This is a genomic window from Clostridium yunnanense (assembly GCF_016595795.1).
Taxonomy (GTDB): domain Bacteria; phylum Bacillota; class Clostridia; order Clostridiales; family Clostridiaceae; genus Clostridium_AR; species Clostridium_AR yunnanense.
Genome location: NZ_JAENHN010000023.1, coordinates 37,684 through 55,603, shown reverse-complemented (window position 1 = coordinate 55,603; position 17,920 = coordinate 37,684). Strand labels below are relative to the sequence as shown.

Genomic DNA, 17,920 nt, shown 5'->3' with positions numbered 1-17,920 from the left:
TAAATTGTACCTTTCTAGGAGCTCTATATGTTTAATAAGGAAAAGGCTAATTTAAAGAACATTGTTGAAATTAATTGGTTATACAGGAGACGCTCTATGAGCGAGCTATTAGAATTAAATGATTTTTTCAGATGGAATGGCGTTAAAAAACTGTACTGTTCGAACGAAGTGAGTTTACAGTTTTAGCCATGGAATATGAAGAAATCATATTAATTCTTTGCGTAAGCTCATCAAAGCGTTGGATGATTAACCGATTAATTTCAACACATTGTTTTAATAGCACCAAAAGAAAAAAACAAGGTTCTATTAGCATAGAACCTTGTGAAATTACTTATCCTTGTTTTTAAGCTTATCTAAAATCTCATTAAAATTTTGTTTGTCATAATTTATCATATCCTTATTGTTAACAACCTTTGGAACCAATATAACACCAAATCTTTTATTTTCAATTTGATTAATAAGTATATTTTTTATGGAGCCTTTTCTATTTTTCAGCTTTATGTCTACACTAATGTAACTTTCTTTTATTAGCTTATATGCATGTAATTCATTGATTACTTCTTCCTCATTAATAGCTAGTATCTTATCTCCACTCTTTACACCTGCTATATAAGCTGGTGAACCTGGTGAAACATCTAAAACTGAAACACCCTCATCATCACTTATAAACATTGGTTCTTTGCTTTGTTCTGTATTATTCTGAACTCTTAACATAAATTCATGTGCTAACGGCATTAATATAAGCCCTACCACTTGGAATACAATGCCAAAGTTACCAAGTTGTCCAACTATAGTCATACATAATCCATAAATTAGAATTGCAATTCCAGAGTTCCTTGCCTTTTCTTTCTTATCACTTGCAAAAGTTATTGAAGAATAGCCTACTACTCCATAAAATGGCACCAAAGATATAACCGCAGTTTCCATAACCCTCTTAAAGCTTCCACTTTGTATAAGTGGCCACCAACTTGGATTAGCTATTTCTACCGTGCCTGTATCAACAACGCCCTTCATAAGAATTATTAAAGCTATAGGAATCGCCCAATGTCTTTTTAATGCAAATCCTCCAAGAATTCTTCCTTCTTTATTAGTGAATACAGGAATAGCACCCTTGGCACCATCGAAACTTACTAGTATACCTTCTACTATATGTAGTACTCCTACAAAAGTAATTAAAGACGTAACATTAATATTTAACGGCCCCACTATACCCATTGAAGAATAAATATAGTTTAGTACAATGGCTACAATTCCAAGTACTGCAGCTGAGTATGAAAAACAAAAAAATCTAGGTTTATAAAACATCAGTAAAAGTGATACTATAAACAAAATATCAATTCCAGAGTTTTTATCAAATACAACACCTAAGTAAGTAAGTATTACACTTCCTAAAGCTCCCGCAAGTATCCCTAATACTATCTGTGATAAAGTAAGTTCTAGGGGAGAGTTAAAACTCTCCCCTAATATCATCTTTTGCATAAACGAATTTTTTCTATTTTGCATGTAGAACATTACTGCAAGTAATGTTAATATCAAGGCATATTGGGGGTCCACAATTGCATAAGCTAAAGATCTAAGTGTATATATCGCTAAATCCATGTGGATATCCTCCTATTTCATCTTTTCTTGTAATACCTCAAATGCTTTTTTATATTGAGGATCATTTGCTCTGTCATAAGGTTTTGAAAGTAATTCTTTTGGGTATTCAACCACAATATCAGGTTTAATACCTTTTTTATGAATATTTTCTCCGTTAGGAGTATAGTATTTAGAAATTGTAACTTTTAAAGCAGTTCCTTTTTCTAAAGACGGCATGTATTTCTCCTTGTATTGAGTATCATCACTAAATACAACTTGAACTACACCCTTACCAAAAGTTGTTGTTCCTATAAGAGTTCCGACTTTATAGTCTCTTATCGCACCTGAAGTTATTTCTGATGCACTAGCTGAATTACCATTTACTAAAACTACTAGCGGCATACCTATTGCAATACCACCTTTTGATTCACTCTTATTTTCATTCTTATATTTATCTATTGTTGATACTATAGTCTTTCCCTTTGGAATAAAATTTGATACAACATTTACACACTCATCTAAATATCCACCTGGATTATCCCTTAAATCAAGTATCAAACCTTTCATTCCTTTACCTTCAAGTTCCTTAAGCTTTTTAGTAAAATCATTAGAAGTCTCTTCTTCAAAGCCAGCTATCTGTATATATCCAGTTTTAGCATCAATCATTTCACCTTTAACTGAATCTACTTTAACTACATCTCTTGTAGCTTTAATATCAAAGGTTCCCCTACCTTCTCTAGATATAGTTAATTTCACTTCTGCTTTCTCAGTGCCCTTCATCATAGAAACAGCCTTATCTAATTCTTTTCCAGTTACAGCAGTTTCATTAACTTTTAAGATAAAGTCTCCTGGTAATATACCTGCCTTCTTTGCAGGTGAATTATCAAATACTGTAGAAACTGCGATTTTATCATCCTTAGCCTCTACCTGGATGCCAAGTCCCATATAATTCCCTTTACTTTGCGCTGAAAAATTCTCATACTGCTTTTTATCCATAAAAACTGTATACGGATCTTCTAGAGCTTCTGTCATACCTTTTATAGCTCCTTCAACCAGCTTTTTGTCATCTATTTGACCATCATAGTTTTTATAAAGGATATCTCTTACTTCAAATAAAGATTTGAATTTAGATACATCACTTACTCCTTGAAGTGATGCTGCAACTTCTTTATCTTTTAGTGCAGGTGTGTAACCTCTAAATGCTGCTAAATTGCCGATATAAAATGATCCTGCATTAGTGGCTATAAGGGCTATTATTATGATAGCTACTATACCTACTCTCTTCGTATAGGTCCTTTTTTTATCTTTACTGTCATCAACCATATGTATTCACCCTTTCTGAGCAACTGTCTTCCTCTAATTATATTCTTGTCTTAATAAATTATTCTATTCCTATTTTTAAATTATACTACCAAGAACTTCCTTAGTGCAATAATACTTGCAAGAGTTCCAATTAGAGCTCCAGAAAGAACAAATTGCCAAGACATCATTGAGAAAACATATGAAGGATTAATTAAGTTTACAGTAATAAGCTGAGTTGTTATTTTTGCATATATCTCTTTATAAGAAAAGAATAATAGTACATTGGATAATACAGCACCAACAACACCTATAACTACACCTTCCAGTATGAAAGGCCATCTAATGAACCAGTCTGTTGCACCAACAAATTTCATTATTCCTACTTCTCTTCTTCTTGAATAAACTGTAAGCTTTATTGTATTCATTATTAAGAATAAAGATACTCCTATTAGAACCACAAATATAACTATACCTACCCATCTTACAGTCTTGGAGAATGCTGCTATTTTATTTATTAATTCCTGATCATTTCCAATGCTCTCTACACCAGTCATACTTCTAACATCATTAATTACAGTTTGAGAGTACTCAGGTTTGTCTAACTCAACTATATAAGAGCTTGGCAAAGGATTAGATTTATCATCATCATACCCTGTAAGTAAATCTGCATTCTCTTTAAGTTGCTTTTTAAAGTTGTCTAATGCTTCTTCTTTTGATTCATAGGTAACATCTTTTACCCCTTCAGTTGCTCTTAGTTTTACTTCTATATCTCTTTGATCACTTAAGTTTATATCTTTTACTAAGAATACTTTTATCTGAACTTTTGATTCTACATTATTTACTGCATTATTTATATTTAAAGCTGCAAGCATAAAAACTCCAAAAACAAATAATGTTGCTAAAACCGTAGCCATAGATGCTATACTAATAGTCCTATTTCTTCTTAAACTCTTAAACGCATCAGATATAAAATATTTTATTGTACTAATCTTCATAGATATACCTACCTTTCATTTCGTCTCTTGCTATACTACCTCTTTCAATGGCAATAACCCTTTTCTTCATTGCATTTACTATATCCTTAGCATGAGTAGCCATAACTATTGTAGTACCAGCCTTATTTATATCATCTATAAGTTTCATTATTTCTTTTGCAGTTTCAGGGTCTAGATTACCTGTAGGTTCATCAGCTATAAGCACTTGAGGATTATTTACTATAGCTCTCGCTATAGAAACTCTTTGCTGTTCTCCACCTGATAGTTCATTTGGAAACATCTTATACTTATGTGATAATCCAACTAAAGAAAGAACAAGCGGTACTCTTCTTCTTATTTCTCTTGATGATGCCTCTACAACTCTCATTGCAAAAGCTACATTTTCGTATACATTTAAAGTAGGAATTAATCTGAAGTCTTGAAATACCATTCCAATTTTCCTTCTATAAAAAGGAACTTGTCTTCTTTTGATAGACGCAAGATCTGTTCCATTCATAAAGATATTTCCATCTGTAGGCTCAATTTCTTTTAGTAACATCTTTATAAAAGTTGACTTACCTGCTCCACTTGGTCCAACAAGAAATACAAATTCGCCTTGTTCTATTTGAACATTAACATCTGATAAAGCCTTTACATTATTATTATAAACTTTGTTTACATTCTTAAATTCAATCATATAGACAACTCCTTAAAATTGTTTTTTCGACGGTAATTTATCTAATGCTACAAATACACAAAATAATTATAACATAAGTACTAGTGTAGTTGCGGCAGATTTTATGAATTCTTTATTAACTTGCCTTAGGGAATTTTAGGAAATATAGTTGTAATTGAGATATACTCTAAGCTTCAGAAAAAATTACTTTTTTTATTTTTTAAGAACAACTTTAAGTTATATTCACTAATTTACTAAAAAAGTTACCGAAGAGATCTTCTTAAGTTATCCTTTTACGCATCTAACTTTACAAATGTATATTAGGAAACTTTGCAATCCTAATAAATCTTATTCTTCGTCTAAATCTCTAAAGCCTTCTCCTAAAACTTCTCTTGAATCAGTTACAGTTATGAAAGCATTAGAATCTAATTCTCTTACCTTATTCTTTAATACTATAAATTGTTTTCTATTTACCACAGTGAAAAGCATAGATGTTTTTTCCTTGGTATAAGCTCCTCTTACATCTAGATATGTACAGCCTCTCCCTAGATCATTCATTATAAATTCAGCAACACTTTCACTAACCCCACTGATTATAAATACTGCTTTCGCTATAGTAAACCCTTCAATTACACTATCAACTAATGTTCCAGTTAAATAAACACTGATAAGCCCAAACATACCCTTATCTGCTCCAAAAGCATATATAGCTAGCAATGTAACTATAAAATCTGATATTAAAAGCGCCTTTCCAATATCAATGTGAAAATACTTATTTAGTATTTTAGCTATTATGGAGGTCCCTCCAGTAGAAGCATTTTGATTAAATATAATTGCAATGCCCACAGCTTGAATTGCACTTCCAAACACTACCACAAGTATATAATTTTCAGTAAATGGCTTAGGGCCAATAAATGTATCAAAAAACCACAACATTCCAGACAATGCAAAAGTGGCATAAATACTTTTTGAACCAAATCCACCACCTATAAAAATAAAAGCTATTATAAATAAAAACACATTAAATATTATCATAAGCGTACCAACAGATATCCCACTGATAGCATTGATAACAATGGCAAGCCCAGATACGCCTCCAGCTGCTATATCATTAGGAAAGAAAAAGTACTCCAATGATATCGTTATCAAAAAAACTCCAATTGTTATGTATAAATACTTGTTGAAAGTTTTCATCATTCGTTCCTCACTAATGCTATATTAGCTTTATATAGATGTGCCACTTCGCAGTAAATATTATTATTTTTAAATTCTTTCACTAGAACCCGCGAGAGTTTTAAAAATTCATTTCGGTTCGAACTGGTACATCTTATGTGTTGTTTATCTCCTTAAATCCTTCTCCTAATACTTCATGAGCTTCTCCAACAGTTATAAAAGCTTTTGAATCTATACTTTTTATATACTCTCTAAGTTTTATAAACTCAGCTCTTGAAACCACTGTATATATTATAAAAGTCTCCTTACCTGTATATCCTCCAACACCTTTTAAGAAGGTGCATCCCCGTTCAAGTTCATTCATTATAAATTGACCTATTTCTTTATTTTTACTACTTATTATAGTTAGCTGCTTTGATGTATTAAAGCCTTCTATAACTCTATCTATTGCAATACCATTTAAAATAACTGATAGCAATGCGTACAATCCTGCATTTAATCCAAAGGTAATAGCCGCTAAGAGGGTTACAATAAAGTCTACGGAAGATAGTGATTTACCTATATCCACATGAAAAAACTTATTAAGAATTTTAGCAATTATATCTGTACCACCAGTGGAGGCATTTGTATTAAAGACTATAGCCATTCCAATAGCCGATAAAAACGTTCCAAATATTGCAGCTATTATTAAGTCATGGGTAAGTGCTTGGGGATAAAAAAATTTTTCTATAATCCACATTATTAATGAAAGACCAAAGGATGCATATATTGTTTTAGCACCAAAATTGCCTCCAATAAATATAAATGCAACTATAAATAAAATTAGATTCATAATTAAAACAAGAGTACCTGTAGATGCATATGGAATATAGTGATTAATAACTATAGCTAAGCCGGTTACTCCGCCTGCCGCTAGATTATTGGGTGCGTATAGATATTCTACTGCTATAGCTACCAAAAGGATTCCTATAGTTATAAAAAGATAGTCTTTAAAAACTTTAATATGCATCTCAAAATTCCCCCTAATGTTTTAATAGATATATAATCTAGTTCACTTAATGTATATTTTAAAGTTCTCTCATTAGAATACCCATGTTAACTATTAAATATATATTTGTTCTAAATACAAAATATTTATATTTTATTCTTATATATCTTCAACCCTATTTTCTCTAAAATAAAGCTTTTTTATCCATTATGTATATCTTTAAAACCTTGTCCCAAAACTTCATGAGCTTCACTTACAATTATAAATGCATCTTTATCAATAATTTTTATGTAAAATCTTAACTTTATCAATTGCGTTCTATCCATCACACAGTATATAACCTCTTTATCAGCATCAGTATAGCCACCTTTTCCTGTGAATACTGTACAACCTCTATTAATTTCATCTATTATATACTTCTTTATAATTTCACTTTTATTTGTAAAAACAGCAACAGACTTTACTGAATTAAATCCCTCAATTACTTTATCTATTATTATTCCGTTTAACATTACGCAGACTATGGCATATAAGCCTTTATTAAGCCCAAAAGCTATAGCACATAAAATAACTACAATTATATCAACTGCCTGCATGCATCTTCCCATGTCCCAATGAAAAAACTTATTTAATATTTTAGCTAATATATCCGTTCCACCTGTAGATGCATTTTGAGAGAACACAACTCCAAGTCCAATTCCAAGCAAGCATGTCCCTATTATAACTGCAAGCATGGGATCTGTAGTTAGTGCATGAGGCTTTAAAAACTTCTCAATAACCCACATGGAAACTGAAAGACCAAAAGCAGCATACAAAGTTTTCCCCCCAAAACCTCCACCTACCACAAAAAAGGCAATTATAAATAAAACTATATTCATAATTATCATTAATATCCCCATAGGCAAGGCCGGAATATAATAGTTTATAACCATAGCAATACCTGTTATTCCTCCACCAGATATATTGTTAGGAACATAAAAATACTGCACAGCTATAGAAACCAATATAAATCCAATTGTAATAACTAAAAATTCTTTTAACTTTTGTTTCAAAATTTATTCCTCCTCATAAATCTATGCTATATAACTCTACTATTTACATCAGGTGCTGTTAAAGCACTGTGTTGAAATTAAAATGGTTAGTCATCCAATACTTTAATAAGTCTTCGCAAAGAATTAATAAGCAAAAAACAGTATAGGATCACCTATACTGTTATATTACTGGATTTACATCAAATATTCTAGTATTATCTTTTACTTGCTTCTTTTTTAACGCTTTATCTCAATAACGCGTTTAACTGCACTAGCAATATCTTCAGCAGTAAGTCCATATGCCTTTAAAAGTTCATCTGGTTTACCACTTTCTCCGAAAGTATCTTTAACTCCCACTCTTATTACTGGTACAGGGTAACTTTCACTTAATACTTCACATACTGCTGATCCTAGCCCACCTATTATATTATGCTCCTCAGCAGTTACAATAGCTCCAGTAGATTTTGCTGCACTTACAATAATTTCTTTGTCAATAGGTTTTAAGGTATGAATGTTTATTACAGCAACATCTATTCCAAGTGGCTTTAATATTTCTTTAGCTTCAAGTGCTTTTTCTACCATTATTCCTGTTGCAATTATAGTCGCATTAGTTCCCTCAGCAAGTTTTACGCCCTTACCTATCTCAAACTTATATTGTGCATTATCATTTACTGTAGAAACTGCCATTCTACCTAATCTTACATAACATGGGCCTACATATTCGGCAATAGCCTTTATAGCAGCCTCGGTTTCGATATCATCAGAAGGGTTTATAACTGTCATATTAGGTATACTTCTCATTAAAGATAAATCTTCTATAGCTTGGTGTGAAGCCCCATCTTCTCCTACAGTTAACCCTGCATGAGTAGCACAAATCTTAACATTTAAATTTGGATAACAAATAGAGTTTCTTATTTGCTCAAATGCTCTTCCAGCCGCAAACATAGCAAAAGTACTTACAAATGGTACCTTGTTACAAGTTGAAAGACCAGCTGCAACTCCCATCATATTTCCTTCAGCTATCCCCATATTTAAAAATCTTTCTGGAAAAACAGCTTTAAAATCTGCTGTTTTAGTGGATTTGGATAAATCTGCATCTAAAACAACAACTTGTCCATTGACTTTTCCTAGTTCTGCTAAAGCCTTTCCATAAGCTTCTCTTGTTGCAACTTTCTTAGTCATTAGTTTTCCCCTCCGATCTCATTTAAAGCTTGTTCACATTGCTCCTTATTTGGTGCTGTACCGTGCCACCCAGCTTCATTTTCCATAAATGAAACGCCTTTTCCTTTTACAGTTTTGCATACAATTGCTGTAGGCTTTCCTTTAGTATTTCTAGCTGTATCTATAGCACTTATTATTGCTTCTATATCATGTCCATCTATATTAATAACATTCCATCCAAAAGCTAAAAACTTTTCATCTATTGGAGCTGGATTCATTACTTTTTCAATATCTCCATCTATTTGAAGTCCATTATAATCAATAAAAGCTGTTAGATTATCAAGTTTATAATGAGCAGCAGACATTGAAGCTTCCCAAACTTGTCCCTCTTCAAGCTCGCCGTCTCCTAGTAAAGTGTATACTCTGTATCCCTTATTATCTAATTTACCTGCAAGAGCCATTCCAACAGCTGCAGATACGCCTTGTCCTAAAGAACCAGTAGACATATCAACACCTGGAACATCATTCATGTTTGGATGTCCTTGGAGCATTGATCCTAGCTTTCTTAAACCATTTAATTCTTCTACAGGAAAAAATCCTTTTCTCGCAAGTGCACTGTATAGTACTGGAGCTGCATGCCCTTTTGATAGAACAAATCTATCTCTATCTTCTTTTCTAGGATTTTTAGGATCTACATCCATCTCTTTAAAATAAAGAGTTGTTAGTATGTCTGCTGCAGAAAGTGATCCACCAGGATGCCCTGATGCTGATTCTGTCAGCATAGTTATAATATCTTTTCTTATAGTCTTAGCAATTTGTCTTAATTCTTCAACTTTATTATCCATATTAACCTCCTATGTCCTGTTCTTCTTAAATCTCTTCTTAAGTCTAATATCGCTACGGTAAACCAACATATTTTTACATTCTTAAATTCCTTCAATATTAATTAGTGAAAGTTTTAAAAATGCTTATGAGTTTTAAGTATTCTTAATATTCAACTGGCTTATCTAGATATTTTTCTTTAGATTAAGTAAGTCATACTAATTATACCATTAATATCTTCAATAATCAGCCATTAGTTATTCTACCACAACTCTCCTTAATTGTGTATACTTATTTAATGTTTTTTGACACATTAATGCTATATTTTATTATATGTGCTATACAATTGCCGTTTTACACACACTATATACTACATATATAAACCTTTTTAGTATTATTGTTAAAATTAATTTATTATGCAAGAGATGCTCTATGAGCGAGCAATTAGAATTAAATGATCTTTTCAGATGGAATGGCGTAAAAACTATACTGTCCGAACGTAGTGAGTTTATAGTTTTAGCTAAAGATGCAACTCTTCAATCATTAAACTATTTTCAAAACTCTGCTGGATTTTTAGCAGAGATTTTGAAAATATAAAATCAGTTATGAAGTGGTGCATAGGTGGAATATGACAAAATCATATTAATTTTTTACGAAAGCTCATTAAGGATGAACAACTCTAATCCAAAAAATATAAATTCAATTATAGAGTTGTTCATCTAAAGAGCATCGGATGCATGACTACTTAATTTCAAACACGGCACTTTAACAGCACCTACCTAAAAACAAAAATCCCTAGTTTTTTCAAACTAGGGATAACATTTAATCTAGAGCTAAACTTATTAGCAAAGCTTTATTAACTTTTTTCATATCATCATCAGTCATATGACCAATCTTCTCTTTTAATCTCTTTTTGTCCAAAGTACGTACTTGTTCTAGAAGTACAACGGAATCTCTATTAAGCCCATATTCTTCTGATGATATCTCAACATGTGTAGGTAGCTTAGCTTTATTTATTTGAGAAGTTATAGCTGCTACAATCACAGTTGGACTATATTTATTTCCTATATCATTTTGTACTATTATAACTGGTCTTATGCCGCCTTGCTCTGATCCTACTACAGGACTTAGGTCTGCATAAAATATATCGCCTCTTTTTACACTTATAACCGTCATTACATATATCACACTCCGAATAGCCATGTCTCATATTCAATAGTATTTTGAAGGTCTGATGCAACACCAAGTTCGGCAAGCTCTAGGTTAATACTTGCCATTTCTTCATAGCCTTTTTTCATTAATAAATAAAATGATGATTCTTTTTTATCCTCATTATATGATATTAAATTCGCATCATTTAATTGACTATAATTTTTATATTTTTTTTCTCGTGCACCGTTTTCTCTATTCTTTGAATATGACATAATTCTCCCATCTCCTCAGAGTTATAAAAAGAATGATATATGTATAAGTAAATTATAGCAAATTATGTCACAATGTCAAAGAATTTTCATCCTTAGCTATTCTTTTTTTACTTTTTTTTACAATTATTTTATGTATATGATACTTTTATTATATTTATATTGATATTGATACATAAAATAATTGAAGTTATTATCATTGAAGTATAAATTAGAATTTCAATGTTTTAAAACCCACAACCATATCATATGTACATACTTTGGGAAATTACTTAAATAATATAAACGGGAAAAACCATATACTATTAATTATTAATTTCCTCAAGTATTTGAGTTCCTATGTTTTCTATACTTATTTCTCTTTTAAAATTTCACATATTGTTAATCATACCTGTATGTTCACTACTATAGGTCAAATAACTTTTTATCCAACTTATTTGATTTTTTAAAATTACTATATTCTATCTTACCTCTCTCACTTCCATTCTTATCATATATTAATAATTCCTTAGGAACCTTAGATTCGCTGTCTATTATCAGCACCTGTTTGTCCATATTTTGATTATTGTTTAATATTGAAAACTCAACAATCAGGCATCTTATTCCATTCATATCCTTATAGTAGTATTTAATTTCTTGATCTAACACTATATACTTTCGAATTTCGTCCATAAAAGCTAATTTATAAAATTCATCCGTATTCTTGTCCACTTCATATTGTCTATTAGTATTAGTGTCCTTTACATATATCTTATTTTGCTTATATAGATATATTCTGCCTTCTTTAAAATCAACTCTTGTTCCTTGTTCTATGTCATAACATTGGGTAGTTTCATACTTTACTTCACCTCTAGAACTTATAGAAGTGTAAGTGACATCTGCAGTATATGACTTTATCTCTTTGATTTCATCTAATATTTCTTCCGGTGTAATATTGTAAAATTTTTGATAAGCAGCAAATATTGAAACTGCTGCTATTATTATAAATAGTAATATTAATAATAGTCGATTTTTTTTCATAAATCCTCCTAAATTATGACTACATTAATACTATTATTAATCTAATAGCAGTTTTATTCTATTTTAATTGCATTTCTTTTATTGCTGTGGGTATATTTTCAATAATATGGCTAGCATTTACACAATACATTGATTTTGATAAACACTCTCCAATATATCCATGTACATAAGCCCCAGCTGCTGCAGCTTCAAGTGTATTAATACCTTGAGCTATAAAGCTGGTTATTATTCCTGTTAAACAGTCACCCATTCCACCTGAAGCCATAGAACTATTTCCCGTTGGATTTATGTAAGTCTTATTTCCATCAGTTATTATTGTATTATAACCTTTTAAAAGCACAACTATCTTGTACTTTTCCGCAATTTCTTTGGCAACTTCTAACCTATTCTCTTTGATGTAATCTTTTGAGTATCCAGTTAAATTGGACATTTCACCTATATGCGGAGTAATTACAATAGAGCACTTTTTATCCTTAAGAATATCAGGCTCACCCTTCAGCACATTTATACCATCGGCATCTATAACAATGGGACATTCTGCGTTATATATAACCTTTTTTAAGAGTTCTAATGTATTAGAACTGTCCCCCATCCCTGGGCCAACAGCTATACAGTGGCTTTTTTTGACATGCTTATCTAACTGTTCCTCATCTTCATAATTGGAAGTCATCGCCTCTATAAACTTACATGATAGTATTTGTTGCAGCTCTTTCGAAGTACTTAAGGTAACTAAACCAGCTCCGCTTCTTACAGCACTATTAACAGTAATATATGCAGCACCAGAAAGCCCCATAGAACCTGCTATCACTAATACCCTTCCATAATCACCTTTATATCCATACTTATCTCTTTGTGGTATATGCTTTTTTATTAGTTCCTCAGTAATCATGAAAATATTTTCACTATGGTCATCAATTACAGATTTAGGTATTCCAATGCTTTCAACTATTACTTTTCCAGTATATGAACTAGTTCCCCAAGTTAAGAAACCTTTCTTTAAGAACTCAAAGGTTATAGTTTTATTTGCATTAATACAGCTACCCATTACCTTACCATTATCACAATTCATTCCAGAAGGAACATCAATAGAAACTATGTATTCACTATTCTCATTTATAACAGAGATTGTATCTATATAAAACTCTGATAGGTTTCTTGATAAGCCAGTTCCAAATAAAGCATCTATGGTTACATCACTATTTACTAGACACTCCCTAAGTTGAGAACAATCTTCTATATTATTTAAAGCATAGACCTTAATTCCCAAGTGTTTTAATATATTATAATTTATTAAGCAGTCTTCAGATAATTTATCATTTAGATTAACCAAGAAAACATCAATTTCTTTTCCTAAAACCTTAAGATGCCTTGCTACAGCTAGGCCATCTCCACCATTATTCCCACTTCCACATACTATTACGAACTTTCTATTCTTATGTAATTCCAAATTATTTATAACTTTTAATGCTGCATTCTCCATAAGAACAATACTAGGTATACCTATTTTTTCTATGCAATACTTATCTATACTTCTAAGGGTAGACGATGAACCTACTCTCATTAAACTATCCCTCCAATACAGCAAATGCAATTGCATCGCTTTTGCTATGAGATATACTTATATGAATTGATTTTACACCTTTCAACTCCGCTATGATTTTAGCTCTTCCATGTAAATTAGCCTCCGGCTTTCCTATTCCATTTCTTAGTATTTCTATATCTTTCAGTTGAAATCCTCTTATACCTGTGCCTAGCGCTTTACTAATGGCTTCCTTTGCAGCAAAGTTCCCCGCAATAGACTCCATCCTCATGCCCTTCTCTCTGAATAAAAACCTCTCATTTTCACTATAGACCTTACTCATAAAAGATTTAGTTCTCTCTACAGCTCTTTTTATTCTATCTATCTCAATTATATCGACTCCTGTACCAATAATCATATGCTCACCCCTAAATATATTCAGAACAAGTTTTGTAATCATATTTGCTCTATTAATATTTTATATCTTTAAAAAGATATTTCAAAGTTATAGCAGAGATAAATTAGAATTTATCGAGATAAAACTTATATTTTAAAATTCACAGGTGCGTGATTTCGAACAAATATAAATTAAGTTTCGACATAGAAGCTCTATAGACACTATATTTAAAATTTGACAAAATATTAAGGAAAGTATATATACTTTCCTTAAGAAAAAGAATGTATTAATTTGCTATAGATAAACAGCATGTACTGAAATCTCCTAATAACTCATCTACTCTTTCTCCTAAAATGTCAATTAAATGAATTGGTGAGACCTGATTTTCATAAACCAAGCTTAATAACTGGTGCACATTATCATATATTGGTGAAATCTTTTCTATGCAGTCTCTTTCTATATTGACCATATTATTGTTACAATCATAGTCAGTTCTTTCTATTTCAATTCCGTATACTGCGCTACCTCTAAAATCTGTCCTAATTAACCTGTAAGAATAGTTATATTCTTTGCCGTCAAAATTGACTTTTCTCCACAAATTTTCAACAACCATCATAAAATTACCCCCTTAAGCCTTATAAACAAATGTTATAGAACTCATATCAATATCCTAACACTAATTATTTTATTTTTGTGTCAAATGATGGTTTGTTAAAAATTTTTTTCTCTTTAAATTATGACAGAATATATAAAGAATATACTTCTCATTTCCTATAAATGTATTTTATGATATTTGTATTCCAGTATTATTCATATAATTTTTACAAAACTTGACGAAACTCTGTCTTTCTTGTAGATATTTTTGAATTATTTTATTAATTGTTTTAATGGTATATTAATTCCTAGGTATCTGCACATATCTTCTACTATTAAAAGTGCTGCTATTTTCAAAGGCAAATTATTTATTGATTCATCATCAAGATTCAATGTCTTTTTATAAAATTCTCCTAAATCTTTTTTATATTTCATTTCCATATATATTTCATCTAATATCTTTACAATAACTTCATAGCATACTTGAGCAAAATCCTTTTGTACAATATCACTATTATTAATTACTGATTTAACAATATAATTTAACTTTTTATTTCCATACTTACTTTCTATTTCAGTTAAAAACCTATCCCCTATATATGTTCCTAATAGATCTTCATCAAAAATAGCGATTTCTCCATCTGTGTTGAAAAACATTATAAAATCTGCAGCTAAATTCCCTTCTTTCCTCAATTCAGTTATTAATCTACTCATTTGACTGCTAAACCCGCTAGTATATTTTGCGTCCAACAAAAAATAGGATAACTCTCTAGAAGAGGCTACCCTTACAAAATCAGAAAAATTATTATATGTTTTTTTCATAAAATCATTATTTTTCATTGTTTAACCTCCCTTGCAATTCAAATAGTATTTTTATCCAAAGGAGATTATTTTATTCAACATTTTATATCTTCTTTATTTCTTTAATTTTCTTTTTTAAACTTTTATATTTTCCCCTAGTTTCATCTACTATTTCATCGCTTACTTCATGAGATGAAAACTTGGCTTCATTATATCTATCTACTATATATCTAAACTCATCATCAGTCTCTATATACGGCTTTGATATATTTAGCAACTGATTTGCTGTCATACTTTTTTTGAATATATTTTTTTTATAAGTTTCCTTTTGTATGTCATAGAATATCTCTAGAATTTTCCCTCTTCCCCCTGTCCAATTATTTTTATTATGTCTATCCTTCTTCTTAAAGTAATCATCTAAACTCTCTCTCTCTATTCCAATCAACTGTTCCTTTGATCTATTCCTAAACTTTCTTCGATTTAAAACAAGTTTAAACATATACAACACAACTATAACTATAACTATAAAGAAGATACTCTTAATAATAGTCAACATGAATGTATTGTCACTTTGTATTAGTTTCTGATCTTCATAAGGTATACCAGTGGATTTAACACCTACATCTCCCATATTTTTGTTCCGGAACAATAGCTGAATTAATTTCACTGGATACATTAGAAGCAGTGAAAAAATATATAAAATTTTTAAAATTATCCACTGACTCTTCTGATACAGCAACCCTATAACACCTATTGCTAAACTATAAATATATGGGTTAAACGAAACTAATGACAATATTAGTATAAATATATACGTCTTAACTGTCTTTGAACTTGAAAGCTTATATTGAAATGCTCTTGATGCTCTTAAAAGAAGTATTCCAACTAAAAAAAACGATATATAAAAGGGATATAAAAATGTAGTAACTTGTCTAGACTCAAATAAAGTAAAAAACATAGCTATCAGTAGCCCAATAACTAAGCTCTTCAATCTACTTCTATAAAAATCTCTCGTTATTGATATCCCCTCAGCTGATAGCAATAATAATTGTTGAATGATTACTATCATTTGCAAACTTAGATTACTGCTTTTGCCAAAAACACAGTATAGCGTTATAAAATACAGTAAATTGTGCATTACTATTATTATCTTAATTTTATTACTCTTACTAACCATGTAATAAAACAAAAACATAAATAATACAGTAATTAGATATATATAAAAACTAGGAATTACTCCTCCAACCACGTTTAAAAGGATTGATGAAATAATAAAAGCAAAGGTAGATACTAAAATCCCGTAAAGTATCTTTGTAAAATTATATAAATTCATCATCGCCCCTCCCAACTTAGATGAAGTCTTTCGATACCAGAAATATTAACATCACCCTTTTCGGATATATCTATAAGCTTAATAAGTATTCCTTTGGTTTTCAATGCATTTATTATAGTTGCTATCTCATTATCAATATAAGAAGTAATTAGTATATAGACTGTATTTATGTCAAACTTGTCCTTCATACTATAAAGATAGTCATGAAATGCCAGCTTAGTGTTTATATCTATCCTTGAACAATACTCTAAAAACCTCTTAACAGACGTGGAAGATGCTGACATCTCATTACCATGCTTTCCAGAATAACTGACTATTTGCCCATTAGTCCATACCCCTGTAGCAATTCCACTATTTATTACTTCTACTCCTATTGTTGCCATCAAATCTATTCCTTCTTCTAACTTATGGCCATTATATACATTCCAGAAAGGAGTAGTAGTTTGTGTATTGAATAGAAAAGTAATTTGCCTGTCTGAAGTAAAGTCATACTCTTTTACCATAAGTTTTCCCATCCTCATAGAAGAGTTCCAATGTATATCCTTCATTCTATGATCAGTGGTGTACTCTCTTATTCCTTTTATATATAGAGGATCCTGAAATATCCATCTCTTAACAATTATATCTCCAACAAGACTATTATTATTAAATGTTATTTCAGATATTTTTCTTAGCTTAGGGTAAACTATTATTTCAACAAAATCTTCAAGTTCCATAACATTTTCAGAAAATCCAAAAATATCTCCTATAGATACCTTTATAGTCTTTAAATAATATACACCTCGTTTTTTTGACGAAAACTTATAATTAAATTTAAGTCTTTCCATAGCCCCAATATTAAAAACATTGGAATAATATTTTGCATCACCTATCTTTTCACTATCTACTTTCCCTACTCTCTCTAATTCAAACGGAACTTTCTCTTCCACATGAACAAATGGGATAAAGATTTTTGAAAAGTTTTCAAAGTACATCTTAGCTGTTATCTCTTCACCTTGATGTACAGCCCTTTTATCTATTTTCCTAAATACTGATAAATTCTTAAAAGCATTTCTTCTAATCTTTTCAGCTAATATTGAAAATATCGCTATAGAAAAAACTAATATTAATATACTACTCACATCAACACC

19 protein-coding genes are annotated in these 17,920 nt (G+C 30.6%); 1 reads left to right on the top strand and 18 read right to left on the bottom strand.

Going from position 1 to position 17,920, the window contains the following annotated elements:
- Positions 1–327: 327 nt before the first annotated feature.
- The 9 genes from JHL18_RS06735 to JHL18_RS06695 form a co-directional block, all read right to left on the bottom strand.
- On the bottom strand, positions 328–1,599 hold the full coding sequence (locus JHL18_RS06735; protein WP_200267393.1) for a PDZ domain-containing protein: 1,272 nt from the start codon (positions 1,597–1,599) through the stop codon (positions 328–330).
- 12 nt (positions 1,600–1,611) lie between these two features.
- Complete coding sequence (locus tag JHL18_RS06730; protein WP_200267391.1) at positions 1,612–2,901, bottom strand: S41 family peptidase; 1,290 nt, start codon at positions 2,899–2,901, stop codon at positions 1,612–1,614.
- Between the two features lie 80 nt (positions 2,902–2,981).
- Positions 2,982–3,875, bottom strand: a complete 894-nt coding sequence (gene ftsX, locus JHL18_RS06725) for a permease-like cell division protein FtsX (protein ID WP_200267389.1) — start codon at positions 3,873–3,875, stop codon at positions 2,982–2,984.
- Positions 3,865–4,551 carry a cell division ATP-binding protein FtsE gene (gene ftsE, locus JHL18_RS06720; protein ID WP_183275600.1) on the bottom strand — a complete coding sequence of 229 codons (687 nt, stop codon included), beginning with the start codon at positions 4,549–4,551 and terminating at the stop codon, positions 3,865–3,867. The genes ftsX and ftsE overlap by 11 nt, the downstream gene beginning before the upstream one ends.
- A gap of 327 nt (positions 4,552–4,878) precedes the next feature.
- On the bottom strand, positions 4,879–5,727 hold the full coding sequence (locus tag JHL18_RS06715; protein WP_420839209.1) for a YitT family protein: 849 nt from the start codon (positions 5,725–5,727) through the stop codon (positions 4,879–4,881).
- A 130-nt stretch (positions 5,728–5,857) separates the two neighbouring features.
- Positions 5,858–6,712: a YitT family protein gene (locus tag JHL18_RS06710; RefSeq protein ID WP_200267387.1), complete on the bottom strand. Its 855-nt coding sequence runs from the start codon at positions 6,710–6,712 to the stop codon at positions 5,858–5,860.
- A gap of 179 nt (positions 6,713–6,891) precedes the next feature.
- Positions 6,892–7,743, bottom strand: a complete 852-nt coding sequence (locus JHL18_RS06705; RefSeq protein ID WP_207752978.1) for a YitT family protein — start codon at positions 7,741–7,743, stop codon at positions 6,892–6,894.
- Between the two features lie 216 nt (positions 7,744–7,959).
- Positions 7,960–8,904 (bottom strand): transketolase family protein, encoded by a 945-nt coding sequence (locus JHL18_RS06700; RefSeq protein ID WP_200267385.1) that lies wholly within the window; start codon positions 8,902–8,904, stop codon positions 7,960–7,962.
- Positions 8,904–9,728 carry a transketolase gene (locus JHL18_RS06695; protein ID WP_200267383.1) on the bottom strand — a complete coding sequence of 275 codons (825 nt, stop codon included), beginning with the start codon at positions 9,726–9,728 and terminating at the stop codon, positions 8,904–8,906. Before JHL18_RS06695 ends, JHL18_RS06700 begins: the two co-directional genes overlap by 1 nt.
- A gap of 409 nt (positions 9,729–10,137) precedes the next feature.
- Between JHL18_RS06695 and JHL18_RS06690 the strand changes: the two genes are divergently transcribed.
- Positions 10,138–10,302 carry a hypothetical protein gene (locus tag JHL18_RS06690; RefSeq protein ID WP_200267381.1) on the top strand — a complete coding sequence of 55 codons (165 nt, stop codon included), beginning with the start codon at positions 10,138–10,140 and terminating at the stop codon, positions 10,300–10,302.
- Between the two features lie 225 nt (positions 10,303–10,527).
- Here JHL18_RS06690 and JHL18_RS06685 read toward each other — a convergent pair whose 3' ends face one another.
- The 9 genes from JHL18_RS06685 to JHL18_RS26445 form a co-directional block, all read right to left on the bottom strand.
- Positions 10,528–10,881 carry a type II toxin-antitoxin system PemK/MazF family toxin gene (locus JHL18_RS06685; protein WP_207752977.1) on the bottom strand — a complete coding sequence of 118 codons (354 nt, stop codon included), beginning with the start codon at positions 10,879–10,881 and terminating at the stop codon, positions 10,528–10,530.
- Positions 10,882–10,889: 8 nt separating this feature from the next.
- Complete coding sequence (locus JHL18_RS06680; RefSeq protein WP_200267379.1) at positions 10,890–11,129, bottom strand: hypothetical protein; 240 nt, start codon at positions 11,127–11,129, stop codon at positions 10,890–10,892.
- A 402-nt stretch (positions 11,130–11,531) separates the two neighbouring features.
- The gene (locus JHL18_RS06675; RefSeq protein ID WP_200267377.1) at positions 11,532–12,146 is read right to left on the bottom strand and encodes a germination lipoprotein GerS-related protein; all 615 of its coding nucleotides are present in this window, start codon (positions 12,144–12,146) and stop codon (positions 11,532–11,534) included.
- Positions 12,147–12,204: 58 nt separating this feature from the next.
- Positions 12,205–13,707: an NAD(P)H-hydrate dehydratase gene (locus JHL18_RS06670; protein WP_200267375.1), complete on the bottom strand. Its 1,503-nt coding sequence runs from the start codon at positions 13,705–13,707 to the stop codon at positions 12,205–12,207.
- Positions 13,708–13,711: 4 nt separating this feature from the next.
- A complete protein-coding gene (gene acpS, locus JHL18_RS06665; protein ID WP_200267373.1) occupies positions 13,712–14,083 on the bottom strand; it encodes a holo-ACP synthase in 372 nt (123 codons plus the stop codon).
- Positions 14,084–14,348: 265 nt separating this feature from the next.
- The gene (locus tag JHL18_RS06660; protein WP_200267371.1) at positions 14,349–14,678 is read right to left on the bottom strand and encodes a DUF6514 family protein; all 330 of its coding nucleotides are present in this window, start codon (positions 14,676–14,678) and stop codon (positions 14,349–14,351) included.
- Between the two features lie 251 nt (positions 14,679–14,929).
- Entirely contained in the window at positions 14,930–15,496 is a 567-nt protein-coding gene (locus JHL18_RS06655; protein ID WP_200267369.1) for a hypothetical protein, read from the bottom strand.
- A 64-nt stretch (positions 15,497–15,560) separates the two neighbouring features.
- The gene (locus JHL18_RS06650) at positions 15,561–16,790 is read right to left on the bottom strand and encodes a hypothetical protein (protein ID WP_200267367.1); all 1,230 of its coding nucleotides are present in this window, start codon (positions 16,788–16,790) and stop codon (positions 15,561–15,563) included.
- On the bottom strand, positions 16,790–17,911 hold the full coding sequence (locus tag JHL18_RS26445) for a DUF58 domain-containing protein (protein ID WP_200267365.1): 1,122 nt from the start codon (positions 17,909–17,911) through the stop codon (positions 16,790–16,792). Before JHL18_RS26445 ends, JHL18_RS06650 begins: the two co-directional genes overlap by 1 nt.
- Between the last annotated feature and the right edge of the window lie 9 nt (positions 17,912–17,920).